27 protein-coding genes are annotated in these 26,096 nt (G+C 67.5%); 16 read left to right on the forward strand and 11 right to left on the reverse strand.

Going from position 1 to position 26,096, the window contains the following annotated elements; genetic code table 11:
• Window positions 1-20 precede the first annotated feature (20 nt).
• A complete protein-coding gene (locus tag ACYVDN_RS02950; RefSeq protein ID WP_460568280.1) occupies window positions 21-3,476 on the reverse strand; it encodes an esterase-like activity of phytase family protein in 3,456 nt (1,151 codons plus the stop codon).
• Between the two features lie 198 nt (window positions 3,477-3,674).
• On the opposite strand from ACYVDN_RS02950, the gene ACYVDN_RS02955 reads away from it, so the two are divergent.
• The 4 genes from ACYVDN_RS02955 to ACYVDN_RS02970 are packed head-to-tail and all read left to right on the forward strand — an operon-like array spanning window position 3,675 to window position 5,352.
• Window positions 3,675-4,079: a DUF7144 family membrane protein gene (locus ACYVDN_RS02955; protein ID WP_460568282.1), complete on the forward strand. Its 405-nt coding sequence runs from the start codon at window positions 3,675-3,677 to the stop codon at window positions 4,077-4,079.
• Between the two features lie 59 nt (window positions 4,080-4,138).
• Complete coding sequence (locus tag ACYVDN_RS02960; protein WP_460568284.1) at window positions 4,139-4,564, forward strand: MerR family transcriptional regulator; 426 nt, start codon at window positions 4,139-4,141, stop codon at window positions 4,562-4,564.
• Window positions 4,561-4,899: a thioredoxin family protein gene (locus ACYVDN_RS02965; RefSeq protein ID WP_460568286.1), complete on the forward strand. Its 339-nt coding sequence runs from the start codon at window positions 4,561-4,563 to the stop codon at window positions 4,897-4,899. The genes ACYVDN_RS02960 and ACYVDN_RS02965 overlap by 4 nt, the downstream gene beginning before the upstream one ends.
• A 42-nt stretch (window positions 4,900-4,941) precedes the next feature.
• Entirely contained in the window at window positions 4,942-5,352 is a 411-nt protein-coding gene (locus tag ACYVDN_RS02970) for a VOC family protein (RefSeq protein ID WP_460568288.1), read from the forward strand.
• 42 nt (window positions 5,353-5,394) lie between these two features.
• On the opposite strand, the gene ACYVDN_RS02975 is transcribed toward ACYVDN_RS02970, so the two are convergent.
• On the reverse strand, window positions 5,395-5,901 hold the full coding sequence (locus tag ACYVDN_RS02975) for a PaaI family thioesterase (protein ID WP_460568290.1): 507 nt from the start codon (window positions 5,899-5,901) through the stop codon (window positions 5,395-5,397).
• Window positions 5,902-6,038: 137 nt separating this feature from the next.
• On the opposite strand from ACYVDN_RS02975, the gene ligD reads away from it, so the two are divergent.
• Window positions 6,039-7,067 carry a DNA polymerase domain-containing protein gene (ligD, locus tag ACYVDN_RS02980; protein WP_460568292.1) on the forward strand — a complete coding sequence of 343 codons (1,029 nt, stop codon included), beginning with the start codon at window positions 6,039-6,041 and terminating at the stop codon, window positions 7,065-7,067.
• A gap of 43 nt (window positions 7,068-7,110) precedes the next feature.
• Here the strand turns inward: ligD and ACYVDN_RS02985 are convergent, their stop codons facing one another.
• From ACYVDN_RS02985 to ACYVDN_RS03000, 4 genes are all read right to left on the reverse strand, one after another.
• On the reverse strand, window positions 7,111-8,151 hold the full coding sequence (locus ACYVDN_RS02985; protein ID WP_460568294.1) for an ATP-dependent DNA ligase: 1,041 nt from the start codon (window positions 8,149-8,151) through the stop codon (window positions 7,111-7,113).
• A gap of 32 nt (window positions 8,152-8,183) precedes the next feature.
• Complete coding sequence (locus ACYVDN_RS02990; protein ID WP_460568296.1) at window positions 8,184-8,798, reverse strand: methylated-DNA--[protein]-cysteine S-methyltransferase; 615 nt, start codon at window positions 8,796-8,798, stop codon at window positions 8,184-8,186.
• On the reverse strand, window positions 8,795-9,286 hold the full coding sequence (locus tag ACYVDN_RS02995) for an RNA polymerase sigma factor (protein WP_460568298.1): 492 nt from the start codon (window positions 9,284-9,286) through the stop codon (window positions 8,795-8,797). Before ACYVDN_RS02995 ends, ACYVDN_RS02990 begins: the two co-directional genes overlap by 4 nt.
• A 91-nt stretch (window positions 9,287-9,377) precedes the next feature.
• Window positions 9,378-10,403, reverse strand: a complete 1,026-nt coding sequence (locus tag ACYVDN_RS03000; protein ID WP_460568300.1) for an LLM class flavin-dependent oxidoreductase — start codon at window positions 10,401-10,403, stop codon at window positions 9,378-9,380.
• Window positions 10,404-10,492: 89 nt separating this feature from the next.
• Here ACYVDN_RS03000 and ACYVDN_RS03005 point away from each other — a divergent pair, with 89 nt between their 5' ends.
• Window positions 10,493-11,623 carry a YihY/virulence factor BrkB family protein gene (locus ACYVDN_RS03005; RefSeq protein ID WP_460568302.1) on the forward strand — a complete coding sequence of 377 codons (1,131 nt, stop codon included), beginning with the start codon at window positions 10,493-10,495 and terminating at the stop codon, window positions 11,621-11,623.
• Between the two features lie 99 nt (window positions 11,624-11,722).
• Window positions 11,723-12,016, forward strand: coding sequence for a hypothetical protein (locus ACYVDN_RS03010; protein ID WP_460568304.1), 294 nt, complete (start codon window positions 11,723-11,725; stop codon window positions 12,014-12,016).
• 20 nt (window positions 12,017-12,036) lie between these two features.
• Here the strand turns inward: ACYVDN_RS03010 and ACYVDN_RS03015 are convergent, their stop codons facing one another.
• Entirely contained in the window at window positions 12,037-14,484 is a 2,448-nt protein-coding gene (locus ACYVDN_RS03015) for a multifunctional non-homologous end joining DNA repair protein LigD (protein WP_460568306.1), read from the reverse strand.
• Between the two features lie 108 nt (window positions 14,485-14,592).
• Here ACYVDN_RS03015 and ku point away from each other — a divergent pair, with 108 nt between their 5' ends.
• From ku to ACYVDN_RS03035, 4 genes are all read left to right on the forward strand, one after another.
• On the forward strand, window positions 14,593-15,411 hold the full coding sequence (gene ku, locus ACYVDN_RS03020; RefSeq protein ID WP_460568308.1) for a Ku protein: 819 nt from the start codon (window positions 14,593-14,595) through the stop codon (window positions 15,409-15,411).
• Window positions 15,412-15,539: 128 nt separating this feature from the next.
• Window positions 15,540-15,812 carry an SAP domain-containing protein gene (locus ACYVDN_RS03025; protein WP_460568310.1) on the forward strand — a complete coding sequence of 91 codons (273 nt, stop codon included), beginning with the start codon at window positions 15,540-15,542 and terminating at the stop codon, window positions 15,810-15,812.
• 64 nt (window positions 15,813-15,876) lie between these two features.
• The gene (locus ACYVDN_RS03030; RefSeq protein WP_460568312.1) at window positions 15,877-16,209 is read left to right on the forward strand and encodes a DUF7882 family protein; all 333 of its coding nucleotides are present in this window, start codon (window positions 15,877-15,879) and stop codon (window positions 16,207-16,209) included.
• Window positions 16,210-16,214: 5 nt separating this feature from the next.
• Complete coding sequence (locus ACYVDN_RS03035) at window positions 16,215-17,117, forward strand: NUDIX hydrolase (protein WP_460568314.1); 903 nt, start codon at window positions 16,215-16,217, stop codon at window positions 17,115-17,117.
• A gap of 13 nt (window positions 17,118-17,130) precedes the next feature.
• Here the strand turns inward: ACYVDN_RS03035 and ACYVDN_RS03040 are convergent, their stop codons facing one another.
• Both ACYVDN_RS03040 and ACYVDN_RS03045 read right to left on the reverse strand, forming a co-directional pair.
• Window positions 17,131-17,583 (reverse strand): hypothetical protein, encoded by a 453-nt coding sequence (locus tag ACYVDN_RS03040; protein WP_460568316.1) that lies wholly within the window; start codon window positions 17,581-17,583, stop codon window positions 17,131-17,133.
• A 42-nt stretch (window positions 17,584-17,625) separates the two neighbouring features.
• Window positions 17,626-18,450 carry a DUF1295 domain-containing protein gene (locus ACYVDN_RS03045; protein ID WP_460568318.1) on the reverse strand — a complete coding sequence of 275 codons (825 nt, stop codon included), beginning with the start codon at window positions 18,448-18,450 and terminating at the stop codon, window positions 17,626-17,628.
• Window positions 18,451-18,558: 108 nt separating this feature from the next.
• Here ACYVDN_RS03045 and ACYVDN_RS03050 point away from each other — a divergent pair, with 108 nt between their 5' ends.
• The 4 genes from ACYVDN_RS03050 to ACYVDN_RS03065 all read left to right on the forward strand — a co-directional run bounded on the left by ACYVDN_RS03050 (window position 18,559) and on the right by ACYVDN_RS03065 (window position 21,063).
• Window positions 18,559-19,191, forward strand: a complete 633-nt coding sequence (locus ACYVDN_RS03050; protein WP_460568320.1) for a CDP-alcohol phosphatidyltransferase family protein — start codon at window positions 18,559-18,561, stop codon at window positions 19,189-19,191.
• Window positions 19,184-19,654: an FHA domain-containing protein gene (locus ACYVDN_RS03055; protein WP_460568322.1), complete on the forward strand. Its 471-nt coding sequence runs from the start codon at window positions 19,184-19,186 to the stop codon at window positions 19,652-19,654. Before ACYVDN_RS03050 ends, ACYVDN_RS03055 begins: the two co-directional genes overlap by 8 nt.
• Window positions 19,654-20,367: a MerR family transcriptional regulator gene (ftsR, locus tag ACYVDN_RS03060; RefSeq protein WP_460568324.1), complete on the forward strand. Its 714-nt coding sequence runs from the start codon at window positions 19,654-19,656 to the stop codon at window positions 20,365-20,367. The genes ACYVDN_RS03055 and ftsR overlap by 1 nt, the downstream gene beginning before the upstream one ends.
• A 147-nt stretch (window positions 20,368-20,514) precedes the next feature.
• Window positions 20,515-21,063 (forward strand): MerR family transcriptional regulator, encoded by a 549-nt coding sequence (locus ACYVDN_RS03065; protein ID WP_460568326.1) that lies wholly within the window; start codon window positions 20,515-20,517, stop codon window positions 21,061-21,063.
• 68 nt (window positions 21,064-21,131) lie between these two features.
• Here ACYVDN_RS03065 and ACYVDN_RS03070 read toward each other — a convergent pair whose 3' ends face one another.
• Window positions 21,132-21,944 carry a ParA family protein gene (locus ACYVDN_RS03070; protein WP_460572216.1) on the reverse strand — a complete coding sequence of 271 codons (813 nt, stop codon included), beginning with the start codon at window positions 21,942-21,944 and terminating at the stop codon, window positions 21,132-21,134.
• A 70-nt stretch (window positions 21,945-22,014) separates the two neighbouring features.
• On the opposite strand from ACYVDN_RS03070, the gene ACYVDN_RS03075 reads away from it, so the two are divergent.
• Entirely contained in the window at window positions 22,015-25,419 is a 3,405-nt protein-coding gene (locus ACYVDN_RS03075) for a pyruvate carboxylase (protein ID WP_460568328.1), read from the forward strand.
• Window positions 25,420-25,520: 101 nt separating this feature from the next.
• Here ACYVDN_RS03075 and ACYVDN_RS03080 read toward each other — a convergent pair whose 3' ends face one another.
• Window positions 25,521-26,090 carry a YbhB/YbcL family Raf kinase inhibitor-like protein gene (locus tag ACYVDN_RS03080; RefSeq protein ID WP_460568330.1) on the reverse strand — a complete coding sequence of 190 codons (570 nt, stop codon included), beginning with the start codon at window positions 26,088-26,090 and terminating at the stop codon, window positions 25,521-25,523.
• Window positions 26,091-26,096 lie beyond the last annotated feature (6 nt).

The raw sequence follows: 26,096 nt of genomic DNA on the forward strand, positions 1-26,096 counted from the left end.
GCCGCGAGGCGGTGACTCCGTTAGGGCAGCCTGGCGGCGAGGTTCAGCACCCGCGTGGTCTGCGTCGCGCTGAAGTTGTCGTCGCTGATCAGGGAGATCTCGGCGGTGTGGCCGTGGATGACCGGCCCGACCGCCATCCCCTCGAAGTTGTCCAGCAGCGGGTTCGCCTGCGTCTCCTTGGCCTGTGCGCCGAGTGTCGGGCACTGAACGAGGTTCGCCACCAGGGTCTTGTCCACCGCGAGCGAGTCCTTCGCCTCTGAAAGGTTGCCGATCTTGCTGACGTCTGCAGCCTTGTGCAGGCCCTTCACGGCGTAGAGGTCGACCGAGTTGCCGACCGTCGTGCTGAAGGCGGCCTCCTCGACCACGATCGAGTCGTTGTCGTAGGCGGCGATCTCCGGAATGCGCATGCCGGGCTCCGTGCGGTACTCGATCTGCTTCTCGAGCGTCCAGCCGCTGTTCTTCTTGCCCTGCGTGTACACCAGCAGACGATGCGCCGTCGCGTCACCGTCGGCGGAGACGTCGCCGGAGAGCGCGCCCTCCATCGAGGCGACGATGGTCTTGCCATCCGGTGTGATGGTCAGGCCCTCGAGCGTGGCGTTCGACGTGGCCTGACCGGCCGGGGTCGTGCCTGTCACCGCGAACCGCGCGGGGATGTCGAGCGATGCCTTCTGCACGCCGTCACGCCCGAAGATGCGGATCGACGGTTCGGTCTCGCTGCTCACCACGAAGTCGCCGCTCGGCAGCACAGCGAGGCCCTCGTTGTCGCTGTCGATCCCGTTGTACGGCGTGCCGTCCGGGCGCTTCAGCACCAGCGGGTCGCGGGTGACCTTCGGGTTCGTGGTGCCGGAGAGGAACCAGATGCGAGCGGGGTCGCTGGCGTGGTTGTCGACAGCGGAGACGTACCCGTGCGACTTGGCGTCGCGCGCGAGCGACGACAGGCCGCCGATCTCGACACCGTTGTAGACGAGCTTGTCGAGGGCATCCGAATAGTTCAACGCCGTGGCGTCGGGCGGGCACGCCCGAGAGGCGGGTCCGATCGGCGGCGCGGAGTTCTTCTTGCCGACGGTGATCGCGACCTCCTGCGGGTCGTGGTCACTCGTCTGGTTGGCGAACTCGGAGTTGATGTGCACGACCTGGTACGTCGGCGTGCCGACACCAGAGGTGACCAGAATGTGGTCGAGCACCTCGGAGATGCCGTCGTAGTCGTACGTGTACTGCTGGTTCTTCGGCAGCGTCGTGATCAGGTCGGTCAGGATGGGCTTGCCGGTGGCAGCGCCGGTGAGCGTCTTGAGCGCCGGGCTGAACTGGTAGTCGTTGAGGTCGCCGGCGACGATCACCTTCGCCTTCTTGTCCGCCTTCAGCAGCGATGCGACGAAGTCGTGCACCTCGGTCGCCTGCTGTTGGCGCTGCACCGCCGACGACTGGTCGGGGTACTGGTAGCGTCCGTCTGCGTTCTGGTCGCCGAGCTTCGCGTCGAAGTGGTTGCCGATGACGAAGACGTCCTGTCCGCGGAAGTCGAACTCGCCCACCAGGGGCTTGCGGCTGGAGGTCCAGGCGTCGCTGGTCGGGTCGATGCGACCGGGGGAGAGGGTGAGCTGCGGTTCGCCGTGCGACTTCACGACAGCGGTCGCCGTCGTTGAGCGGTCGACGCTCGAGCCGCCACGGTCGACGAACGAGACGCGCGTCGGGTCGAACAGGAACGCGACGCGGATGTTGCCGCCGGGCTGCCCGCCGTCCTGGTCGTTCACCGGGTCGATCTCACGCCAGTCGTACAACGGACCGCCCGCCGCGTGGATCGCGGCGGTCAGCTTCGCGAGGGTCTGGTCGGCTGCCACGGTTCCGGAGTCGGTCGCACCGTCGTTGTCCTGCACCTCTTCGAGCGCCACGACGTCGGGCGAGGCGAGGTTGGTCACGACGCCCTGAGCGAGTGCCGTGTACTTGGAGGCCGGGTCTGACGGCGCGAGGTTCTCGACGTTGTACGTCGCGACGGAGAGCTGGTCTGCCCCGGCCTTCTTGGCCACAATGGGAGCGAGACCGCCGGCCTTCACCTGGCCGAGCGTGGTCGCTGCGATCAAGCATCCGCCGTACAGCGAGTAGTCGATCGGGCCCACGGTTGCTCCCGTGAAGACATCGCCGACGGTGACCTCGGGGTTCGACCCGTCGGCAGGCACGACCTCGAGGCGTCCGGAGGGCGTCTGGTTCTCGCCGGTCAGGAGGGTCCCGCCGCGGTAGCTGACGTTCTGGTCGGGCTTGGTGGTGATGTACTGCTCGCCGTATGCGTCGCTCGGGCCGACGACACGCGCGTCGTTCACCTGCACGAGCATCCCTTCGATCGACTCGTAGTAGTCGAGCGCCGACCGCGTCGGCGTGATCGGGGTGCTCTCGATGTTGCCGCCGTTGAGGTCGGGCGCGTACGTGTTCGGCACCGTGGTCGGCGTGATCACGATCGGGGCGGGCAGGGGGTTGCCATGCGAGACGACGTACACCTGCGGGTTCTCGATCTCGGTGATGGAGAGATTGGATGTCTGCGCGAGCGAGTCCCCGCTGGCGAGCGGGTAGTAGTCCTTCACTCCACCGCTGACGAGAACGGAGTCGCCGGCCTTCACACTCGGAGCGCTCCCGGTGTAGACGAAGACGCCCTCGCTCGTCGCGGGATTCGTGTCGGGCTGGGGGTCCTGCATCCAGAAGCCGCGGCTGCTGCCGGAGGTGCGCACTCCGGTCACGATGCCGGGCACGTTGCTGACGTTCTGGTTGTTGAGCGGCGAGACGAAGCTGTCGCCCTGGATATCGTGGATGCGCGTCGTCCCCGGCGTGGGCGGCGTCTGGTCTCCTCCGCCACCCTGGTCGGCGGTGGCGGCTCCCGGGGTCGGGGCGGCCGCCGTGAAGTCGGTCGCGTTGACGTCGGTGTCGGCGGCGTCGGTGCGCTGAACGGACTGCGTGTTCGAGGCACCCGTCGCCGGGGAGCCTTCGGCGAGCGCCGCTGTGCCGAAGCCGACGAGGTCGACGGATGCCGCCTCGCAGGAGGCCGAGTCGGCGCACGTCAGAGCAGTCGTACCGGAGACCAGTGCGATGGTGCCGTCTGTGGCCGACATCGCGATGGAGCCGCTGGCGTCGGCCTGGGGAAGCGGCGTGGTGCCGCCCGTGCCCTTGGCCTCGGCGACGACGTAGAACGCGCCAGGCGCGATGCTGCCTGTGAGCTGCGTGACCTGCCAGGTGCCGGTTGCGGCCTTGGCGTGGTACTGCACCGACCATCCGCTGAGGTCGACCGCCGATGTGCCGCGGTTGGTCAGCTCGACGAAGTCGTTCGTGTATGTGGAGCCGGAGTTGCCGCCGCCTCCATAGACCTCGTTCACCACGACAGAGCTCGACGGCTGTGCCTGGGCCGCCGTCGCGACGGCGAGAGATCCCGAGATCACCCCGAGAACGGCGACCGCGACGGCGGCACCTCTCGAGGTTCGTCTGATGTGTGTGCGCATGCCTGTTCCCCTTCGACGCGTGTCACCCAAGCAGGTGACAGTGAACCCTGAGTGACGGCTGCGCGAAAGCTTTTCGCCGGTGTTGCTCATCCGAGCACTCAGCTATCCGGGTCGGTCTCGCGTCCGAGCACGCGGTGCCGATACTGTGGGCGCAACGTGCCGCCGACGAAGGCATCGACACCGCCGAGGAGAAGACACATGAGCCAGACCGCGCGCCGCCCAGCCGGTGTGACCCTGATCGCCGTGCTCGCCTGGATCGAGGGTGCCCTCAACATCATCGCCGGTGTGCTTCTGCTGGTGTTCCAGAACCAGCCGAGCGTCAAGGCCGCCTGGTACGGGCCCACCGCCCTCATCACCTCGGCGATCCTGGCCATCCTCTTCGGCCTCATCGTCGTGCTGATAGCGGGTGGCCTGCTCCGCGGATCCCGCGGTGCCCGCATCATCGTCACGGTGATTCAGCTGCTCGCGATCGTCGCAGACGCGTTCACCGCATTCGCCTCACCGAGCCAGTTCGCGTGGGCCGCGATCAGCGCACTCATTTCGCTGATCATCATCATCCTGCTCTGGACCGGGCGGGCGAACGACTTCTTCCGCTCTCACTGAGCCTTGACCTTGACCATGAGGTCAAGGTTTACCGTGGTGGCCTACCAGGGAGGCACATCATGAGAATCGGCGAGGTGGCAGAACGCGCCGGCGTGACGGTGAAGACCGTTCGCCACTACGAGTCCCTCGGCCTGATCGTTTCGTCGCGGCTGCTGAACGGCTATCGGGACTACGACGACGAGTCGGTCAGACTGGTGGCCGAGGCGAATGCGCTCGGCAGGGCGGGCATCCCGCTGGAGAGGACGAGGCCGTTCCTCGACTGCCTCGCCGCTGGGGGCGAGCACGCCGACGACTGCCCGGCCACCCGGCCCGCATACCGCGAGGCGATCGCGGAGCTCACCTCGCGTATCGACGAGCTGCAGCATCGCCGTACGGCGCTCGAAGAGCTGCTCGAGAGCGCGGAAGCCCGAACCGAGGCCGGATGCCAGTTCGCCGCGTCGACCGCAGTGCCTGTGTCATCCGCAGCGCTGGGAGGCACCCGATGATCACCGCCGACGAGTCGAACTTCCAGTCGGTGGTCGACTCGGCCAAGACCCCCGTTCTCGTGTACTTCTGGGCGACCTGGTGCGGGCCGTGCCGGGTGCTCGGACCGACGCTGGAATCGATCGAGGATGACGCAGCAGGGGCCTTCACCGTGGTGAAGGTCAACGCTGACGACAGCCCGCGCCTCGCTGCAGAGTTCCGCGTGATGGCTGTGCCGACGATGAAGCTGCTCGTCGACGGCCGCACGGAGCGCACCATCGTCGGCTCCAAACCGCGCGCGGCACTGGAGCTCGAGCTGGCTTCCGTCCTGACCCGGGGGGCAGACGCGCGCGCCTGAGGCAACTAGCGTTGGCGGCATCATCAGACGAAGGAGCCGATCATGGCCGTCACCCTCAACCCCTACCTCAGCTTCCGCGACGGTGCGCGCGAGGCGATGGAGTTCTACCAGACCGTCTTCGGCGGTGACCTCACGGTGAGCACGTTCCGCGACCTCCACTCCGACGAGGACGAGAGCGACCTCGACAAGGTGATGCACTCCCAGCTGGTCGCCGCGAATGGGATCACCCTGATGGCGTCCGACACCCCGAAGCGCATGGAGTACACGCCGGGCGCCTCGATCAGCGTGTCGCTGAGCGGTGACGACGAGCCGTCGCTGCGTGGCTACTGGGATGGGCTCTCGCAGGGCGCCACCATCGTCGAGCCGCTGGTCCAGGCGCCGTGGGGCGATTCTTTCGGCATGCTCGTCGACCGTTTCGGCGTGAACTGGCTGGTCAACATCTCGGCGTCCTGAACGGGACTCTACTGACCGGATCCCGCCTCGAACACGAGCAGATCAGACCAGGCGGGTCAGCTCCATGACGAGCAGGCTGGAGCGTGCCGTCGCGACGAGCGCACCCTTGGCATCCGTCACTTCGCCCGTCGCGAAGATGACCCGACGACCCGGCTTCGTCACCGTTCCGACGGCGCGAAGGGGGCCGGAGTCCAGCGTGACCGGTCGCAGGTAGTCGACGGAGATGTCGATCGACGTGTAGCCGTACCCCGCCTCCAGCGTGCTGTGCGCCGCGCACCCCAGCACCGTGTCGAGCAGGGTGCAGACCAGTCCGCCGTGCACGACTCCGATCGGGTTGTAGTGCGACTCGTCCGGCAGGCACTGGAATTCGACGGTTCCCTCGGCGACCTCGACGATCGCCATGTTCATGGTGGCGCAGATCGGGGGAGCAGGCAGCTCGCCCGCGGCCATCGCGCGAAGAAAGTCCGCGCCGCGCAATTCACGGCCGGCGCGTGCGAGAGAGTGCGGGTCTTCCCATTCGATGGTGCGGGTCCGGGTGTCGGATGACATCGCCTCCAGCCTTTCCGCGCGACCCTGCGCGCACTCGTCAGAGGCTACCGGCCTCGCCCGAGACAGCGGTCGTCGGTAGTCTGGCCGCGAGACGGGGCCGCCGGTGCCCCGCAGACCACGACGACACGGGGGATGCCATGGCCGACGACGTCACGCTGGAGGTCGACGGGCCGAACGGCTCCCGGTCGGTGCGTATCAGTCATCCGGAACGCGTGGTGTACCCGGAGCCGGGCATCACGAAGCTCGACCTCGCGCGGTACATCCTCGCCGTCGCCGAGCCGTTCCTGAAGGCCAACGGCGATCGCCCGGTGTCGCTGCAGCGGTTCCGCGACACGATCGACGGCGAGCAGTTCTTCTCGAAGAACCCGCCGCGCGGCGCTCCTGACTACATCCGAAGCGTGAAGGTCGTCTATCCCAGCGCGCGCTCGCACCCGCAGCTCGTGCTGGACGAGCCGGCGTCGGCGGTGTGGGCCGTGCAGATGGGCACCCTGGTGTTCCACCCGTGGCCGTCACGGGCTGAGGACTCCGACAACCCCGACCAGCTCCGCATCGACCTCGACCCGCAGCCAGGGACGGATTTCTCTGATGCCGTGCCCGCCGCGATCGAGCTGCGCAAGGTTCTCGCCGAGGCGGGTCTCGAGGCATACGTGAAGACGTCGGGCAACCGTGGCCTGCACGTGTTCGCGCCGATCCGGCCGGAGCGCGAGTTCCTCGACGTTCGGCACGCCGTCATCGCCGCGGCCCGCGAGTTGGAGCGCCGCATGCCCGAGCAGGTCACCACAGCCTGGTGGAAGGAGGAGCGCGGCGAGAAGATCTTCGTCGACTTCAACCAGGCCAACCGTGATCGCACCATGGCGGGTGCCTACAGCCCCAGGCCGCTGCCGCACGCGTCCGTGTCGTGCCCCATCACCTGGGACGAGGTGGAGACGGCGCGTCCTCAGGACTTCACGGTGCTCACGGTTCCCGACAGGTTGGCCGACGTCGGCGACCCGTGGTCGGACTTGGGGGAGCGGCCAGGCACCATCGACACGCTTCTCGAGTGGTGGCAACGCGACCTCGACAACGGCCTGGGCGAACTGCCCTTCCCTCCCGACTACCCGAAGATGCCGGGCGAGCCGCCGCGCGTGCAGCCGAGCAGGGCCAAGCCGAAACCGTCCGTCGAGTAGCGCCGACCGCAGGTCGACGCGTTATCGAGACCCTGATGCGCGCCTAGGCGAGCACGTCCGACAGGTCGTACGCGACGGGACGCTCGATCTGGTCGAACGTGCACGAGCGCGGGTCGCGGTCGTCACGCCACCGGTCGAACTGCACGGTGTGCCTGAAACGCATGCCCTCGAGCTGGTCGTAGCGCACCTCGAGCACCCGCTCCGGCCGCAGGCGCACGAACGAGACATCCTTGCTGCCGGAGAACCTGCTGCGATCCGTCTCACCTGTCACGATCTCGCCGGAGTCGTCGCGCTCCACGAGGGGGGCGAGTTCCTCGATGAGCTCCTGCCTGCGCACGTTGCTGAACGCGGATGCCCCGCCGACGCTCCGCAGCACGCCGTCGCTGTCATAGAGCCCGAGCAGCAGCGATCCGACCCCCGAACCGCTGGCGTGCACCCGATAGCCGAGCAGCACGACGTCGGCCGTGCGGTGGTGCTTCACCTTGAGCATCGTGCGCTTGTTCGGCGTGTACGGAGCGTTCAGCGGCTTCGCCACCACTCCGTCGAGGCCCGCGCCCTCGAACTCCACCAGCCAGCGGCGGGCGAGCTCGACATCCGTCGTCGTCTGGCACAGCTGCAGGGGCGACTCCCACATGGCGGCCAGGTCCTCCAGTGCGCGGCGGCGTTCGGCGAACGGCTCGCCCGTCAGGTCGTCATCGCCGAGCGCCAGCAGGTCGAACGCCACGAACATCGCCGGCGTCGTCTCAGAGAGCATCTTCACCCGGCTCGCGGCAGGATGGATGCGCTGCGACAGCGCCTCCCAGTCGAGTCGCTCCGATCCAGGCTCGCCACTGCGCACGACGATCTCCCCGTCCACCATGCAGCGCGGAAGCTGTCGTTCGAACTCGGCGACCAGCTCGGGAAAATACCTCGTCAGCGGCTTGGACCCGCGGCTGCCGATCTCGACGCCGTCATCGCCGACGGCGACGATGCCGCGGAAGCCGTCCCACTTGGGCTCGTACGACAGGCCGCCTTCGACGCGGTCGGGCTCCGGCACGGTGTCGACGGCGCGGGCGAGCATCGGTGCTGGGATGGAAGCGGTCATGCCTCGATCATGCCGCGTTCCGTCTCTGCGGCCTACGGATGAACCCGACGGGATGGCAGCGTTGCGGTCTCCAGCCGCAGCAGGGTCGTCTTCGCCTCGACCCCGCCCGCGTAGCCGCCGAGCGATCCGTCGGTGCGCACCACGCGGTGACACGGCACGAGCAGCGGCAGCGGGTTGGTCGCGCAGGCCGACCCGACCGCTCGCATCGCGCGGGGGCTGCCTGCCGCCGCGGCCACCTCGGCGTAGCTGGCCGTGCTGCCGTACGCGATGGTGGGCAGGATGCCCTGCACGACGCGTCGGAACCCGTGCGAGAGCGCGAAGTCCAGCGGAACGTCGAACCCGCGTCGGTCTCCCGCGAAGTACTCGTCGAGCTCTCGTGCCACGACATCCAGCCTGGCCGGGGAACGCAGAACCCTGGGGCTGACCTTGGTGGAGATCGTCTGCAGCACGTCGTCGAACCCCTCGCGCTCGTACGCGACGCGAACGACGCCCCGTTCGGTGGTCGCGAGCAGCAACTCGCCGACGGGGGAGTCGACGGTTCGGTATGCGACATCGAGCAGTCCGGCATTGTGAGCGGCTCGTTCGAGTCTGGCGTGCAGCCTGTCCAGGCGGCCCTGGTCGATGAGCCCTGTGGTGTCGTTTGTCATGGTCGTGCTCCCATCGTGCGGCGCAGGGAACGGATGCCGTCGGCCGCCGCCCGCCGTGCGGCGTCGGTCGTTCCGCCGATGATGCCTGCGACCTCCTGGTAGGGAAGCCCGCCGAGGTAGTGGTAGGTCACCGCTCTCCGCTGCCGGTCGGGCAGGGTGGAGACGGCTCGAGCCACCTCGTCGGCCGTTGCGTGGGCGTCGTCGAGCTGGCCGGGGATGCCGAGCGTGCTCGGCTCCTCCGGCAGTCGTTCCACCGTGACGGGCCTGCGCCCGCGCGCCCTCACCACGTCGATCGCCTTGCGGCGAGCGATCGTGACCAGCCACGCCTCGACGTTGGCGTCCGCGGGGAGCCGCGGGTAGGCATCCAACGCAGACAGGAACGTCTCGGACCAGGCGTCGTCGGCGTCGTCCGCGCCCGCGACGGACAGGCACACTCGCAGCACGGTCGTTCCGTGCGTGCGCACCAGCGTCTCGAAGGGCAGCAGCATCATCACAACGTAGACGCTGCCGACGACGAAAACGTGAGGTGTCGCGCTCCGCTGGTCGATCGGCGCTACCCGACCGGCGGGGGCGGGGCACCTAGCCCAGCATGTCCTTGACCATCGGGATGACCTTCGTCGCGTACAGCTCGATCGAGCGGAGGAGAAGGTCGTGCGGCATCGGTCCGTTCGCGTACTTGAGATCGAACCTGTCGACCCCGAGCACCTTGATCGCTTCGGCGACGCGACGCGCGACGGTCTCTGGCGACCCGACGTACAGCGAGCCGTGGCGCACCTCGCTGATGTACTGCTCCTTGCTCTGCGGGCCCCAGCCGCGCTCGGCGCCGATGCGGTCCATCGTTGCCTTCTGGTACGGGTAGAGCTGTTCCATCGCGAGCTCGTCGGTATCGGCGACGAAGCCGGGCGAGTGCATCGCGAGCGGCATCGGCTCGCGCCCGAGCTGCTCTTGCGCCCGCTTGTACAAGTCGACGTAGGGTGCGAACCGGCTGGCGTTGCCGCCGATGATCGCCAGCGCCATCGGGATGCCGTATTTCACCGAGCGGATCACGCTCTCCGGGCTGCCGCCCACACCGACCCAGGCCTTCAGCCCGCCCGACTCGGTCTTCGGGTACACCTCCTGGTCGGTGAGCGGTGCGCGCACCGTGCCGCTCCAGGTGACCGGACCCTCGTCGCGCAGTCTGCTGAACAGGTCGAGTTTCTCCTCGAACAGCGTCTCGTACTGGGTGAGGTCGTAGCCGAAGAGTGGGAACGACTCCGTGAACGAGCCGCGCCCGAGCGTGATCTCCGCCCTGCCGTTCGAGATGGCGTCGAGGGTGGCGAACCGCTCGTACACGCGAACGGGCTCCTCCGAGCTGAGCACCGTGACGGCAGTCCCGAGGGTGATGTTCTTGGTGCGGCCCGCGATGGTCGCGAGCACGATGTCGGGCGCGCTCACGGCGAAGTCTGCGCGGTGGTGCTCTCCGATGCCGAACGCGTCGATGCCCAGCTCGTCCGCGAGCACGGCCTCCTCGACCACGTTCCTGATGGTCTCCGCTGCGGGTCCCTGCGCCCCGTCCTCACGCAACGGAACGTCTCCGAACGTGTCCAAACCGAACTGCACGGCCACTCGAGGCCCCTCTCGTCATGTATGCAAATGCATGTATATCGAACACGGTGGTCCACCCCATCATTCCCGTACGCGCGTAGCGTTGGCTCATGGACCCCGTCCAGCTCGCAACGAAGAACCTCAAACGCAGTCGACGTCGCAGTGACAGGTTGCTGAAGAAGCGCAGACCTGTCGACGAGCAGGTGTCGCGTGCCGAAGCAGCTGTGCGCGATCGGGAAGCGAAGGCTGCGGCCTCAGCTCGATACGACCGCATGCCGTGGCGCTATGTGCTCGGGCGAACCCTTCGCGAATACGGCAGAGACGGATGCTCGGACCTCGCCGCCGGTCTCACCTACTTCTCGGTGCTGTCGGCCTTGCCTGCCATGCTCGCACTCGTGTCAGTGCTGGGTCTGCTGGGAGCTGGGCAGGAGGGATCGAAGACGCTGCTGGAGGTCATCGACGCCGTGGCTCCCCAGCAGGTGCAGCCGGTGCTGGCCGGTCTGGTGGCGCAGCTCAGCTCGTCGTCGGCAGCGGGCATCGGTCTGGTCATCGGCATCGTCGGCGCCGTGTGGTCCGCGTCCGGGTACGTCGGCGCGTTCGGACGAGCCGTGAACCGCATCTACGGCGTGTACGAAGGGCGAACGGCGCTGGTGCTCAGAGCACGTCAGGTGCTGATCACGATCGTGACGCTGGTGTTGATGGTCGTCGTGGTCCTCGCCCTTGTGCTCAGTGGCCCGCTCGCCCGCAGCATCGGGCAGGCGCTCAGCGTCGGCGACGCGGTCTTCAACACGTGGGAGGTCGTCAAGTGGCCGCTCATCGCCGTTGCGGTGGTCGCTGCCGTTGTCGTGCTGTACTTCGGAACGCCCAACCTCAAGCGTCGACGCGTGCGCTACGTGGCATCCGGCGCGGCGCTGGCCGTCGTGATCATGGTGGTTGGCTCGCTCCTCTTCAGCTTCTACGTCTCTGCGTTCGGCAGCTACAACCGGGTCTACGGAACGGTCGGAGGCCTCCTCGTCGCATTGCTCTGGATCTGGCTCGCCAACCTCGCTCTCGTCGTCGGAGTCGAGTTCGGGTCGGAGCTGGAGCGAGGCCACGAGCTCTCGATCGGCATGCCGGCAGAACGACGGGTGCAGATCGAGGTCCAGGGCGACAAGGCACGCCAGAAGGCCCTCGCCGGGCTGCGGGCGGACGAACGTGTAGGAGCGGCGATCCGCACGGCGACGGCCAACGCGGAGGGCTGACTGCTGGCGGGTCCCTGTTGCGACGGCCCGCGCCGCCGTTAGTCTGACTTCTGTTCGCGCCGTACAGCGTTCCCCAGGAGACCAGACAGGGAGACAGCGATGATCGCGTCGATCCTCGACAACGACAACGTGCACTTCGAACACAGAGGTGTCGGGTACGTCATCCACCGAATCGCGCAGGAGGAGTGGTCGGTGCGCAGCGATGACGGCCGCGCGATCGGCTCGCTCACGATCGTCTCCGAAGAGGGCGAAGAGCACGAGCCGGTGTACGGCGGCATCATCGCAGGCGAGACCGAGACGGACTACGAGGGCTCCGACTGGGAGTCCATCGTGCGCGGACTGGTCAACGAAGCGCTCAACCCCGAGTCGCAGGAGACCGCTTCGGGCGTCTGAGCTCGGATGGCTGACGACGGTCAGCTCTCGCGCTCGACGTCCTTCGGGTCTTTGTCGGTGCGCCACCCGCGCCATGACGGCTGTCTGAGCCGTCCGCCCCTTGTCCACTCCCCGAACTCCACCTCGGCGACGAGCGTCGGCTTCACCCAGTGCACGCCGCGGGCATCCGTCGCGGGAACATCGGCGAAGGGGTTCGTCGAGCTGGAGATGCCAACGAGCCGGTCGGCGATCTCGTCGAGATCGGCGTCGCGGAACCCGGTTCCCACCCGACCGACGTAGTCGAGCTTGCGGCCGTGGGGGATGCCGACCAGCAGCGACCCGATGCCGTTCGCGCGTCGTCCTTCGCCCGGCCTCCACCCGCCGACGACGATCTCCTGAGTGCGATGGTGTTTCACCTTGACCCATGCGGTCGAGCGCTTGCCCGACGCGTACGTCGACTCGCGGTCCTTGGCCACGATGCCCTCGAGACCGGCGGAACGGCTGCGCTCCATGGCGTCCGCGATCGGGCCGGGTACGTCATCCGGCACCTGCAGCACACCCCTGTGCCTGTCCGTCACGACGTGCGCCAGCGCGGCCCTCCGCACCTCGTACTCGTCGTCCGTGATGTCCTGACCGTCGAGCTCGAGGATGTCGAACGCGAAGTACCGAACGGGAACCCTCGCGGCCGCTCGTGAGATCTCGGTCTCGTTCTGCAGGTTCATCCGCTGCTGCAGCAGTCCGAAATCGGGCCGTCCGTCGTTCAGGGCGACGATCTCACCGTCGATCACGGCGGGGGAGCGCAGCGATGCGGCGATCTCGGTGAGCTCCGGGTACTGCGCCGTCACATCGTGGCCGTTCCTCGTGACCAACCGCACAGCGCCGTCCGCCACGTATGCAAGGGCACGGATGCCGTCCCATTTGTCCTCGAACACCCATCGGTCGTCCTCGTCCCCGTCGAGCTCCGCTACGGTGCCGAGCGTGGCGAGCATGGGGGAGTAGTCCCGCTTCGGCGCTTCCAGCGTCATCCGGTGGATGAGCCAGTTCTTCTCGTCGCCCGAACCGCGAGTGTGGAGCAGCGCGACCTTCACGGGACCACCGAGGCCGCCGTGCTCCGACGGGTGCAGCGTCACGATGACCTCTTCGCCGTCCCGCCACTTGTGCAGGTCGTAGACGCCGGAATCCCAGATGTCCACGTGCCCCGCCCCGTATTCCCCGTGCGGAATGTCTCCTTCGAACCCTCCGTAGTCCAGCGGGTGATCCTCGGTCTGCACCGCGAGATGGTTCTGTTTCGGGTCGGTCGGCACGCCTTTGGGAAGCGCCCAACTGACCAGCACGCCGTCGTGCTCGAGCCGGAAGTCGTAGTGCAACCGTCGGGCGTCATGCTTCTGGATGACGAACGAGCGCCCGTTCGTCGTCTTCGGTGCACTCGCCGGTACCGGCTCCGGCGTCTTGGCGGCATCCCGTTTGCCGCGGTAGACGGTGAGACGATCGCGCTGCGGTTCGCTCGTGCCCTCGGCTGAGTCGCCGTCTGCGGAAACACCGGAGCCGCCATGAGGCCGGTGCGGGGTCGCGTCCGCAAGCGGGTCGCCCTTTTCTTCCACGCGCTTCAGCACCTCTTCGTACGACAGCTGACGCAGCTTCGGCGACGCCAGCTCGCGCCAGGTGCGCGGGGTCGCCACGGTGGGATGCCACCTTCCGCGCAGCGAGTATGGCGCAACGGTCGTCTTGTTCGCATTGTTCTGGCTCCAGTCGATGAATACCTTGCCTGCTCGGTCTGCACGCTTCATGGTGCTGATGATCAGGTCCCGATGATCGGCCTCCAGCGCCTTCGCCAGCTCGTGAGCGACCTGAGACGCCTGGTCGGAGGTCTGGGAGCCATCCAGTCGCGCGTACAGGTGGATGCCCTTGCTCCCGCTCGTCACGGGCACGGGGTCCAGGCCCATGCCGGAGAGGATGTCCCTGGCCAGCCCGGCGACGTGCGCACATTCCGCCAGCCCGACGCCCTCGCCGGGGTCGAGGTCGAGCACGAGACGATCGGGATTGCCCCGGCGACCGTCCGGCTCGGCACGCCACTGCGGAATGTGGATCTCGAGCGACGCGATCTGCGCCAGCCACACGAGCACAGCCGTGGAGTCCACCAGCGGATAGACGTTCGCGTGGTCGCGGTGCTCGATCCTGACCCTCGGAACCCAGTCCGGCGTGCCCTCGTCGAGGTTCTTCTGGAAGAACGGCTGGCCGGGATGCTCGGGCGTCCCCACCCCGTTGACCCACCTCTTGCGGGTGGCGGGTCTGCCGTGAGCGTGCTCGATCAGGTGCGGCGCGATCGTCGCGTAGTACGCGATGACATCGCCCTTCGTGGTTCCGGTCTCCGGGTACAGCACCTTGTCGAGATTGGTGAGCCTCAGACGCTGCCCGTCGATCTCGACCGTCTGCGAACCATCCGATCCAAAGCCGCCTGCGCCGGTCGCCGCCTTCGTCTTCCCCGCCATACGAATCGACGTTACGCCGGACGCAGGTGCCATCCCAGGGGTGGGTTCGACGCACTCCGGGTGGTTCAAGGCTTGTCGTAACCGTGCAGGGGCTGTGCAATAGACGTTATGCGAGCCATAGGCAAACGGGCGATCGCCTTCGGGCTGGTCAACGTGCCGGTCAAGATCTACAGCGCAACAGAGGACCACGACATCTCGTTGCACCAGGTGCACGACAAGGATGGCGGGCGCATCCGATATCAGCGTCGGTGCGAGATCGACGGCAAGATCGTGCCGTACGAGCACATCGACAAGGCGTACGACGCCGGTGACCGCACCGTCGTCCTGACAGACGAGGACCTCGCATCGCTTCCTGAGGAGCGCAGCAACGAGATCGAGATCGTGGAGTTCGTCCCAGCCGATCAGGTCGACCCGATGATGTTCGAGCGCAGCTACTTCCTCGAGCCCGACTCGGGGTCGGTGAAGGCGTACATGCTGCTGCGCAGAACGCTCGAGGCGACGAACCGCACGGCGATCGTGAAGTTCGCCCTGCGGCAGAAGACCCGGCTGGGCGCTCTGCGGGTGCGTGACGGCGTGCTCGTGCTCCAGGGCCTCCTCTGGGCAGACGAGGTTCGCACCGCCGAGTTCCCCAGCCTCGACACGAAGGTGTCCATCTCCGAGAAAGAGCTCGACATGTCCGCCAAGCTCGTCGCGGCCTACGAGAGCGACTTCACCCCCGAGAAGTTCGACGACGACTACCAGATCCAGCTCAAGAAGCTCATCGACGCCAAGCTCGAACAGGGCGACACCATCGACACGGAGGCGACGTTCGGCGAGGAGAGCGGCGAGAAGGGCGAGGTCCTCGACCTGATGGAGGCACTCCGGCGCAGCGTCGAGAACAACCGCTCGAGCACCGCGAAAAAGGGTTCGCGCAAGAAGGCGGGTTGAGCCCGGTGGTCGGTCGTCAGAGCCCGTCGCGTTCTGTCAACCCCCTTGAGGTGCAGCAGGCACGTTCCTAACGTGCGTGTTCAGGGAGGCAGCATTCGCCGCCGCCACACCCTTCGAGAGGAGACATCATGCCGCGCGGAGCGAACTCGCGACTGAAGGATCCGGAGCTGTACGAAGAGCTGCGCAAAGACGGCGCCTCCGAGGAGAAGGCCGCTCGCATCTCGAACGCGGCGGGGTCGCGCAAGGGCGGCCGCTCGTCCGTCGGCCGCAAGGGCGGCGAGTCCGGGTCCTACACCGACTGGACCGTTCCGGAGCTGAAAGGCCGCGCCAAAGAGCTCGGGCTGTCCGGATACTCCAAGAAGAACAAGGCCGAGCTGATCAGCGCGCTACGGAACCACTGATCCGAAGCCAGTGCCTTCTTTCTCCTCGACCGATTCAGGTGGCCATTCCTGCGAAGATGGACGGATGGGCTTCCTCATCTACGGCTCGGGCGCCGAATACGAGATCGACGATCGCACCCTCTCGCATCTGAAGATCGCGATCGTCGCAAAGCTGCGTCTCCAGGAGAGCTTTCTGATCAACTGGACGGTGCCGCCCGAGGAGGGGTCCGGGCGAGTGAGCCTGTGGCTCTCGCCCGCCGTTCCGCTGCAATTCAGGTTCTCCGGCAGCAAGCCGCCGGAGTTGAACCGCGTCTGGCTCGAGGCGCTCGCGCTCTCGTCGCACGGCACGCGTGGAATGGTCGTGATGCCGGAAAGTGAGGCTGAGGGCTTCCTCGCGACGTCCCGAGCGGCGGGCTAGCGCAGGTGGAGCCTCAGCGCCGGCCGTTCGGCAGCGGCGATGCCTGGGTGAACGGGCCGGACGGTCGTCGTTTCTGGGGAACGTTCGGTGCAGCAGGCCTGCTGGTCGCTCATCCCGAAGTGGGCATCCTTCTGCAGCATCGCGCTGAGTGGAGCCATTTCGGGGGCACCTGGGGTCTGCCGGGTGGTGCCCGCCACGAAGGGGAGAGCGCCCGTCAGGGTGCGATCCGCGAGGCGTCGGAAGAGGCCGGCGTGCCCGCGGAGTCCGTTCGCGCCCGCTATCTGTCCCTTCTCGATCTCGGATGGTGGTCGTACTCGACGGTGGTGGCGAGCGCAGAGCAGGCGTTCGAGCCCGTGATCGGCGACGCCGAGAGCATCGAGGTGCGCTGGGTGCCGGTCGACGAGGTGGACTCTCGACCTCTGCACCCCGGATTCGCCGAGCGCTGGCCCAGTCTTCGACGTGACCTGTTCGCGGACCCGGTGGTGGTGGTCGACGCGGCGAACGTCGTCGGGTCGAGGCCGGACGGTTGGTGGAAGGACCGCCCGGCCGCCGCGGGTCGGCTCGTCGACGGCCTGATCTCGCTCGGCCGCGACGGCTGGCCGGCCGACCTGCTCGGGTTGCCGCACGACCGTTGGTGGCCGCGGGTGAGCGTCGTGCTCGAGGGTGAGGCGAAGCGGATGACCGACCCCGCCGACTCGGGTGGCGAGAGTGAGCGCAGCGACCTCACGGTCGTGCGTGCTGCATCCGACGGCGACTCCGCCATCGTCGCCCACACGGCGTCCTTGTCCGACCCGGCGCAAGCCGTCGTGGTCACCGCCGATCGGGAGCTGGGCGACCGAGTCCGCGCGCTCGGCGCGACGGTCGTTGCACCGTCGTCACTGCTGAGCGCGCTCGACCGACTCGGCTGAGCCCGCCGCGCGCTCAGGCCGAAGCGTGGTCCGTGAACGACGCCTTCCATGTGACGAGCGCGCGCACGGTCGAGCTGGCGTCGTTCGCGAGCGCGGCCATCGCGTCATCCGGCACGAAGTAGTTCACGGCGACCCACCCGCGCACCGTCTCCGAGCGGTCGGCCGCTAGCTCGCGCAACACATCGCAGGGGGTCGCCTCGTTGCGTGCGACGCATCCCCGAACACCCTCGTCGGGATCGTGCGCCAGGGTCACGAACAGATCGGCAGGGGTGTTGTAGCTGCTCGCGACGCTCTCCCTGATCTTCGGGTTCTCGCTCGCGGCGAGCACCCTGAGGCGATGGATCTTGCTCTCGGTGACCGGCGGCATCGGATGCAGAGCGGCCACCTCTTCCGGTGTCAGCATCGAGGGTGCTGCGCGGCGCATCGCCGCGCGCTGCGCCGGGGTGTTGAAACGGATGCACGACATCCACCCAGGCTAGCCGCGACCTCCGTCACCGGGCGGACCGGCTCACCGAGCGACGGCTTCGCGTCCTTCCCGGCGGGGGAACCACGGCACGATGGGCGATGTCGTTGCCTGGTACTCGGCGTACTCCGGGTAGCGCTTGCGCGAAATGCTCTCGGTGAAAACCGTCGAGCCGATGAACAGCACGGTGAGCAGCACCGCGCCGATCACGGTCCACTGCAGCACGGATGCCGCAGCGATCGCACCGAAGAAGAACACGACCCACCACTGGGCCTGTTCGAAGAAGAAGTTCGGATGCCGTGAGAAGCGGAACAGCCCGGACTGCAAGAAGCGCGGCCTCGGCTCGCGACCCGCAGCGACCTCTGCTGCCTTCCATCGATGGAAGTCCCACTGCTGCTGGTCGGCGACCGTCTCCCCGATCAAGAACACGAGGAACACGACGACCGCCACCACGTCGAGCAGGCCGAACGGCGTCTGGTGCTGATACGCGGTCCATGCCGGAAGCGTGATCAGGAACAGCAGGATGTTCTGGTAGATCACGATGAACAGGAGATTGAAGAGGAACCACTTCCAGCCGGCGATCCTGGAGCGCAGGAACGCCCACCGGTAGTCCTCGCCGCCCGGAGCGTATCCGCCCTTGCGCGCGAAGTTGAAGGTCAGCCTCGCACCCCACAGCGTGACGAGCGCCGCCATGACATCCAGCCGCACGTCCGCCATCCCCGCTGCGATCGTGTACACCCACACGTAGGCGACGGGAACGAGCGACCAGATGCGGTCGACCCACGAGTACTCGTGCGTGATCACCGACAGCACCCACGTGACGACGCAGATGGCGGCGAGGATCAGCAGTGCGACGATCACGGGGGACATGCTCCGAAGTCTAGGGTGCGCCACCGTCGGTCATGGCGCGCGGATGAGCACACGACGGGCGCGCCCGCGTTCTGACATCGAGCCGGATGCGGCCTAGGATTGCGTGGCGTGGCACAGGCATCCGGCTCGGTCTCCACCCGGGTCTTCACCATCCCCAATTGCCTGAGCTTCTTCCGCCTCGCACTCGTGCCGGTCTTCCTCTGGCTCGTCATCGTCGGGTGGGATGCCTGGGCCCTCGTCGTGCTCATCGTCGCGAGCATCACCGACTTCCTCGACGGCTTCCTCGCCAGGCGTCTCCATCAGGTATCGCGACTCGGACAGCTTCTCGACCCGGCGGCGGACCGGCTGTACATCTTCGCCGCTCTGATCGGTCTCGCCTGGCGGGACCTGCTGCCGTGGTGGCTGGTCGGCATCATCATCGCCCGAGACGTGATGCTGCTCATCCTCGGCATCGTGCTGGCCAACCACGGGCACGGCCCGCTGCCCGTGCATCACCTCGGCAAGGTAGCGACGTTCGCGCTGCTCGTCGCACTCCCGGTGCTCATGCTGGGCGAGGCGTTCCCCGTTCTGTCGTGGGCGTCAGAGCCGATCGGGTGGGCCGTGGCGCTCTGGGGCGCGTTCCTCTACTGGTGGGCCGGCATCCTCTACGTGCGCGAGACGACGCGTGTGGTGCGACGTTCGTCTGTGACCGAGGCAGCGGCATCCGATACGCTGAACGGTGAGGAGGTCGACGGTGGCTGAGCAGCACGACCCGAACCGCGAAGCACATGCTGCGGGCGACGACACGACGGCAGGTTTCGGCGAGGACTTCGCCGCGGCGATGAACGCTGCTGCGGCGGGCGTCACTGCGGAGGAACAAGAGGCGATCGGCGCGCTTCCGAGCGGCTCCGCTCTGCTGATCGTGCGGCGCGGGCCCAACTCCGGTGCGCGGTTCCTCCTCGACGCCGATGTGACGACCGCCGGCAGGCATCCCGATGCCGACATCTTCCTCGACGACGTGACGGTCTCGAGACGGCATGCGGAGTTCATCCGACACGGAACCGTCTTCGAGGTGAAAGACCTCGGTTCGTTGAACGGAACCTACTTCGACGGTGTGCGCGTCGAGAGCGCGATGCTCACCGATGGTGCAGAGGTGCAGGTGGGCAAGTTCCGCCTCACCTTCTACGCCGCCCGTCTCGATCTGGACGCGTCGGCGCCGGCCTGATGCCCCGCGAGTCGTCACAGGCGCGCGAATCGGCACTCGTCCGTCCTGGGCAGGTGCTGCTCAGCATCGGCCAGGTCCTCTCCCAGCTCACCCCGGAGTTCCCCGACCTCGCACCGTCGAAGCTCCGCTTCCTCGAAGAGCAGGGGCTCGTCACTCCCGCCCGCACGGCGTCGGGCTATCGCAAGTTCTGCGCTGAAGACGTCGAACGGCTGCGCACCATCCTCACCCTGCAGCGCGAGCACTATCTGCCGCTCAAGGTCATCCGCTCCTACCTTGCCGACCAGGATGCCGGGCGCACGCCGATCCTCCCCGGAAACTCCGGCCCCGCCAGGCCGACGATGCTGTCAACGGGGCGCAGGTTCAGCCGCGACGAGCTGCTGAAGGAGGCCGGCGCATCCGCTGCGTTGCTCCAGGAGGCGGTCTCTACCTCGCTCATCGTGCCTGCCGACGTCTACGGCGAAGATCAGCTCGCTGTGCTCGAAGCGCTCGTCGACCTGCACAGACGGGGCATTGAGCCGCGGCACCTGCGCGCCCTTCGCGCTTCCGCCGAACGCGACATCGGACTCATCGAGACGGCCCTTGCACCAGTGTTGCGCCGCAGGGATGCCAGCGCCCGCGCACGGGCGGCCGAAACCGGTCGCGAACTCGCCGACGACCTCGAGACGGTGCGCTCCAGCATCGTTCGCGCCGCCATCGCAAGGCTCGCGCCGTGATGCGATCGGCACGCCCCGTGCGACACGCCGCATCGTTCGAGCCGATGTCGTTGATCGCCTCCTCCGGCACGGTTACCGTTGAGAGTGCGCCACGTTCTGCGCAAGGCACCGGTTCTGTGTGTGCCACCTGGGGTGAGAGGGAAGCGAATGAGTGAAGTCCATCGCAACGACGACGCTCGCTACGACCTCGAGTTCCTGTTCACCGACGGCCTGCCGGAGATGGACGACGTCTCCGGTTACCGCGGCGCGGTCGCAGCACGCGCGGCCGGCATCAGCTACCGCCAGCTCGACTACTGGGCCCGCACCGGACTGGTCGAGCCGACCGTCCGCGGCGCGGCGGGCAGCGGATCGCAGCGCCTCTACGGCTTCCGCGACATCCTCGTTCTGAAGCTCGTGAAGCGACTCCTCGACACCGGCATCTCGCTGCAGCAGATCCGTACGGCGGTCGAGCAGCTGCGCAAAGAAGGCGTCAACGATCTTGCCCAGACCACGCTGATGAGCGACGGTGCCAGCGTCTACCTCTGCACCTCGGATGACGAGGTCATCGACCTCGTCGGCAGGGGTCAGGGCGTGTTCGGTATCGCGGTCGGCAAGGTGCTCCGCGAGGTCGAGACGAGCCTGGTCGAGCTCAACGTGCAGACCTCGGACCCGATGGACGAACTCGCCGTCCGCCGGGCCGCGAAGAAAATAAGCTGACGCATTCCGCGGGTTGAGGAGTGCGGCGAAGCCGCGCGTCTCGAAACCCGGTCGTAGACCCTGCCGGATCAGTTCTCGGCGTACTCGCCCATACGTGCGGTGCGCAGCACGCGCTCCAGCAGCAGGTCGAAGTTGTGGGCCATCTCCTGGGCGCTCTCGCCAGGCCACACGTGCAGCGGCTTCGCCGCACCCTGAGCCTGCTGCAGCGACGTGCGCTCCGGGAGCTGGGGTGAGAGCACTAGCGGCCCGAACATGTCGCGCAGCTCCTTGATGCGGAACTGGTGCTCCAACGACTGCACCCTTGCCCTGTTGACGATGATGCCGAGGGGCTGAAGACGCGGCGACAGCCCTCGTCTGATCTCCTCGATCGCCCGGAGTGCCCTGTCAGCAGCAGCGACGGAGAACAGGCCGGGCTCGGTGACAACGGTCACGCGGTCGCTCGCGGCCCACGCGGTGCGGGTGAGCGCGTTGAGGGACGGTGCGCAGTCGATCAGCACCAGGTCGTAGTCGTGCTCGACGTTGGCGAGAGCCTCTTCGAGCTTCCAGATGTCGCGGATCGACGGGTGCGGTCCGTCGAAGTTGATCGCCGACGGGCTGCCGATCATCACGTCGACCTTGCCGGTGCGACCACGGGTCCAACCGCTGGGCGCGATCGCAGCTCGCACGACCTTCTCCTTGGGAGAGGCCAGCACGTCCGCCACGTTGAGGTGGCCCGCGATGGTGATGTCCATGCCGGTCGAGACGTCCGACTGAGGGTCGAGATCGACGACCAGTGTGCGCAGGCCCTTGGCGAATGCCGCTGAGGCGAGCCCGAGCGTCACGGTCGTTTTTCCGACACCGCCTTTGAGGGAGCTGACGCTGAGCACATGCACAAGCAGCAACGTTACCGTCACTAGTCTTAGAGAACCTAACCGTTCCCTGAGCGGCACGTGCCCCGCCGGAGAGGCCTGAATGTTCAAGAAGATCCTGGTCGCGAACCGCGGGGAGATCGCCATCCGCGCCTTCCGTGCGGCGTATGAGCTCGGTGCTCAGACGGTGGCGGTGTTCCCGTACGAAGACCGCAACTCCATGCACAGGCTCAAGGCAGACGAGGCCTACGAGATCGGCGAGCCCGGGCATCCGGTGCGCGCATACCTCGATGTCGAAGAGATCGTGAGGGTGGCGAAAGAGGCCGGTGCCGACGCCATCTACCCCGGATACGGGTTCCTCTCCGAGAACCCCGAACTGGCTGAAGCTGCTGCTGCAGCCGGCATCACGTTCATCGGCCCGAGCGCAGACGTGCTTCGGATGGCCGGCAACAAGGTCACCGCGAAAGAGCACGCCATTGCCGCAGGAGTGCCCGTGCTGGCATCCACACCGCCGTCGCGCGACCTCGACGAACTGATCGCGGGCGCCGAATCGATCGGATTCCCGATCTTCGCGAAGGCTGTGGCGGGCGGCGGCGGACGAGGGATGCGCAGGGTCGACACCATGGCGGACCTCCGGTCGGCCCTCCAGGAGGCCATGCGGGAGGCGGACAGCGCCTTCGGCGACCCGACGATGTTCCTCGAGCAGGCGGTTCTGCGGCCCAGGCACATCGAGGTGCAGGTGCTCGCCGACGCCACGGGCCACACCGTGCACCTCTTCGAACGCGATTGCTCCGTGCAGCGTCGTCACCAGAAGGTGCTCGAGATCGCCCCGGCCCCGAACCTGCCGGATGACGTTCGTCAGGCCCTCTATCGTGACGCGATCGCCTTCGCGGAGTCCATCGGGTACGTCAACGCGGGCACCGTGGAGTTCCTGCTCGACACGGCGGGGGAGCGCGCTGGACAGCACGTGTTCATCGAGATGAACCCGCGCATCCAGGTCGAGCACACCGTTACCGAAGAGGTGACCGACGTCGACCTGGTGCAGTCGCAACTGCGCATCGCCGCTGGGGAGACCCTGGCGGACCTCGGGCTGCGGCAGGAGACCATCCAGTTGCACGGGGCAGCCATCCAGTGCCGCATCACCACGGAAGACCCGACCCAGGGGTTCCGCCCCGACACCGGCACGATCACCACGTATCGGTCGCCTGGTGGTGGCGGTATCCGCCTGGACGGCGGCACCGTGGCGGCGGGAGCGCAGATCAGCCCGCACTTCGACTCCATGCTCGCCAAGCTCACGTGCCGCGGTCGCGACTTCGGTGCGGCTGTGCAACGCGCGAGGCGCGCGCTGGCGGAGTTCCGCATCCGCGGCGTCGCCACGAACATCCCGTTCCTTCAGGCGGTGCTCGACGACTCCTCCTTCGTAGCGGGCGACCTCAGCACGGCGTTCATCGAGGAGAGGCCGCAGCTGCTGCGAGGTCGGGTCTCGAAGGACCGCGGAACGAAGCTGCTGAACTGGCTCGTCGACGTGACGGTCAACCAGCCGAACGGACCACGTCCGCAGGTCGCGGATCCCGTGACGAAGCTGCCGGCGATCGACCTTCAGACTCCCGCGCCGGACGGGTCGCGGCAGCGGCTTCTCGCGCTCGGCCCGGCAGGGTTCGCGCGCGAGCTGCGGGCCCAGAAGGCACTCGCCGTGACCGAGACGACGTTCCGCGACGCCCACCAGTCGCTGTTGGCGACCCGCGTGCGCACCAAGGACCTGCTGGCCGTCGCGCCGTACGTCTCACGGCTGACTCCGCAGCTGCTGTCGGTGGAGGCGTGGGGTGGCGCCACGTACGACGTCGCGCTCCGATTCCTCGGAGAGGACCCGTGGGAGCGCCTGGCGTCGCTTCGCGAGGCGCTGCCGAACCTGAACATCCAGATGCTGCTGCGCGGGCGCAACACCGTCGGGTACACGCCGTATCCGACCGAGGTCACGGATGCCTTCGTGCGCGAGGCCGCAGCGACCGGAGTGGACATCTTCCGCATCTTCGATGCCCTCAACGACGTGAGCCAGATGCGGCCTGCGATCGAGTCCGTGCTGGCGACCGGAACGGCCGTCGCCGAGGTGGCCGTCTGCTACACGGGCGACGTGCTCGACCCGGCAGAGGACCTCTACAACCTCGACTACTACCTCCGGCTCGCCGACAGCATCGTCTCCTCCGGCGCTCACGTGCTCGCGATCAAAGACATGGCGGGACTGTTGCGACCCGGCGCGGCCGAGCTTCTCGTCCGTTCGTTCCGCGAGCGGTTCGATGTTCCCGTCCACGTGCACACGCACGACACCGCAGGCGGACAGCTGGCGACGCTGCTCGCCGCGAGCGCTGCAGGCGCAGACGCCGTCGACGTGGCGAGCGCACCGATGGCGGGCACGACGAGTCAGCCGTCGGCATCCGCTCTCGTCGCCGCGCTTGCGCACTCGGAGCGCGACACCCGCATTCCGCTGAGCAACGTGACCGACCTCGAGCCCTACTGGGCTGCAGTGCGCGGCCTTTATGCTCCGTTCGAGTCCGGCCTTCCGGGGCCGACAGGACGCGTGTACACGCACGAGATCCCCGGCGGCCAGCTGTCGAACCTCAGGCAGCAGGCCAAGGCGCTCGGACTGGCCGAGGACTTCGAGCTCATCGAGGACATGTATGCGGCAGCAGATCGAATCCTAGGGCGCATCCCCAAGGTGACTCCGTCGTCGAAGGTGGTCGGCGACCTCGCGCTGCACCTCGCTGCGGTGCACGCGGACCCCGCCGACTTCGAAGCCAACCCGCAGAAGTACGACGTTCCCGACTCGGTCGTCGGATTCATGGCGGGGGAGCTGGGTGACCTGCCAGGCGGATGGCCAGAGCCGTTCCGCGGCAAGGTGCTCGAGGGCAAGACCGTGCGCATCGGTGTCACCGAGCTGACCGCCGAGGAGCGCGACGGCCTCGCCGGCGATTCAGCAAGCCGTAGGTCGACGCTGAACCGCCTGCTCTTCCCGGCGCCCGCTCGCCAGTTCGAGCAGGTGCGCGAGCTCTTCGGCGATGTCTCCGTGCTCGACACCGGCGACTACCTCTACGGCCTCACCCCGGGAAAGGAGCACGTCATCCGGCTCGGCCGCGGCGTTCGCCTCTATGCAGGGCTCGAAGCGATCGGTGAAGCGGATGACAAGGGCATCCGCACCGTGATGACGACGCTCAACGGCCAGCTCCGTCCGGTCTTCGTGCGTGACCGTTCCGTCACGGTCGAGGCGAAGGCGGCGGAGAAGGCGGATGCCTCCATTCCCGGGCACGTCGCGGCTCCGTTCTCGGGCGTGATCACGCTGCAGGTCCAGGTGGGCGACCGGGTGAGCGCCGGAACCCCTGTGGCGTCTATCGAGGCGATGAAGATGGAGGCCGCTATCGCTTCACCGGTGACCGGAGTCGTCACCCGTCTCGCCGTCCCGAAGACCCAGCAGGTCGACGCCGGTGACCTGCTGGCGGTAGTCACCCCGGACTGAAGTCGTGCTGTTCGGTGCGCCGGTCACTGCCCTGCGCACCGCGGTCGGCGGGCCATGTGGTTGTGCCCCGCGACGCACACGCCGCCGTCTCGCGGGGCGTGTCAGGATTCGTGCGTGGTGGTCAGGGTCGCCGAGGCGAGGACGTGTCCGTCGACTTCGGCGGCGAGTTCTTCGACCTCGGTCAACCTGTCGATGTCGATTGTCTGGTCGAGCGCGTACAGATGGAGCCGGTAGTGGTGCGGGCCGTGGCCGGGCAGCGGGCGGGGGCCGGAATAGGCCAGAGGACCGCGGCTGCCGTGCAGAAAGCGAGCGCGCGACGAGCCGCTGTTCAACTCTCCGTCGCTGAGCGTGCCCGGTTCCGGGGGGAACGTCGCGACGGCGTGCAGTCGCGGGGACTTGCCGGGGCTGTCGAGATCTTCCATGACGAGAAGCATCTCCGTCGTTTCGGGCGGCAGATCCCGCCAGGTGACGGCCGGTGAGAGGTTCTCGCCGATGAAGCGCCCGCAGTACACGCCAGGGAGCTCCTGCCCGTCGACGAAGCGGGGCGAGGCGAACGCGATTCGCCGGGAAGTCGCGAGTTCTGGGCGATGCGAGACGCTGAGGGATTCCTCTGCGTGACGGTGACGGAAGAGCCTGCCCACGGGTGTGAGGAGTGCTTCGACGGGGTGCATGGTGCT

Source organism: Humibacter soli, assembly GCF_054779035.1.

Bases quoted from the DNA above. Each gene is read 5' to 3' on its own strand.
- ACYVDN_RS02950 (WP_460568280.1), bottom strand. From the start codon at position 3,476: ATGCGCACACACATCAGACGAACCTCGAGAGGTGCCGCCGTCGCGGTC.
- ACYVDN_RS02955 (WP_460568282.1), top strand. From the start codon at position 3,675: ATGAGCCAGACCGCGCGCCGCCCAGCCGGTGTGACCCTGATCGCCGTG.
- ACYVDN_RS02960 (WP_460568284.1), top strand. From the start codon at position 4,139: ATGAGAATCGGCGAGGTGGCAGAACGCGCCGGCGTGACGGTGAAGACC.
- ACYVDN_RS02965 (WP_460568286.1), top strand. From the start codon at position 4,561: ATGATCACCGCCGACGAGTCGAACTTCCAGTCGGTGGTCGACTCGGCC.
- ACYVDN_RS02970 (WP_460568288.1), top strand. From the start codon at position 4,942: ATGGCCGTCACCCTCAACCCCTACCTCAGCTTCCGCGACGGTGCGCGC.
- ACYVDN_RS02975 (WP_460568290.1), bottom strand. From the start codon at position 5,901: ATGTCATCCGACACCCGGACCCGCACCATCGAATGGGAAGACCCGCAC.
- ligD (WP_460568292.1), top strand. From the start codon at position 6,039: ATGGCCGACGACGTCACGCTGGAGGTCGACGGGCCGAACGGCTCCCGG.
- ACYVDN_RS02985 (WP_460568294.1), bottom strand. From the start codon at position 8,151: ATGACCGCTTCCATCCCAGCACCGATGCTCGCCCGCGCCGTCGACACC.
- ACYVDN_RS02990 (WP_460568296.1), bottom strand. From the start codon at position 8,798: ATGACAAACGACACCACAGGGCTCATCGACCAGGGCCGCCTGGACAGG.
- ACYVDN_RS02995 (WP_460568298.1), bottom strand. From the start codon at position 9,286: ATGCTGCTGCCCTTCGAGACGCTGGTGCGCACGCACGGAACGACCGTG.
- ACYVDN_RS03005 (WP_460568302.1), top strand. From the start codon at position 10,493: ATGGACCCCGTCCAGCTCGCAACGAAGAACCTCAAACGCAGTCGACGT.
- ACYVDN_RS03010 (WP_460568304.1), top strand. From the start codon at position 11,723: ATGATCGCGTCGATCCTCGACAACGACAACGTGCACTTCGAACACAGA.
- ACYVDN_RS03015 (WP_460568306.1), bottom strand. From the start codon at position 14,484: ATGGCGGGGAAGACGAAGGCGGCGACCGGCGCAGGCGGCTTTGGATCG.
- ku (WP_460568308.1), top strand. From the start codon at position 14,593: ATGCGAGCCATAGGCAAACGGGCGATCGCCTTCGGGCTGGTCAACGTG.
- ACYVDN_RS03025 (WP_460568310.1), top strand. From the start codon at position 15,540: ATGCCGCGCGGAGCGAACTCGCGACTGAAGGATCCGGAGCTGTACGAA.
- ACYVDN_RS03030 (WP_460568312.1), top strand. From the start codon at position 15,877: ATGGGCTTCCTCATCTACGGCTCGGGCGCCGAATACGAGATCGACGAT.
- ACYVDN_RS03040 (WP_460568316.1), bottom strand. From the start codon at position 17,583: ATGTCGTGCATCCGTTTCAACACCCCGGCGCAGCGCGCGGCGATGCGC.
- ACYVDN_RS03045 (WP_460568318.1), bottom strand. From the start codon at position 18,450: ATGTCCCCCGTGATCGTCGCACTGCTGATCCTCGCCGCCATCTGCGTC.
- ftsR (WP_460568324.1), top strand. From the start codon at position 19,654: ATGCCCCGCGAGTCGTCACAGGCGCGCGAATCGGCACTCGTCCGTCCT.
- ACYVDN_RS03065 (WP_460568326.1), top strand. From the start codon at position 20,515: ATGAGTGAAGTCCATCGCAACGACGACGCTCGCTACGACCTCGAGTTC.
- ACYVDN_RS03075 (WP_460568328.1), top strand. From the start codon at position 22,015: ATGTTCAAGAAGATCCTGGTCGCGAACCGCGGGGAGATCGCCATCCGC.
- ACYVDN_RS03080 (WP_460568330.1), bottom strand. From the start codon at position 26,090: ATGCACCCCGTCGAAGCACTCCTCACACCCGTGGGCAGGCTCTTCCGT.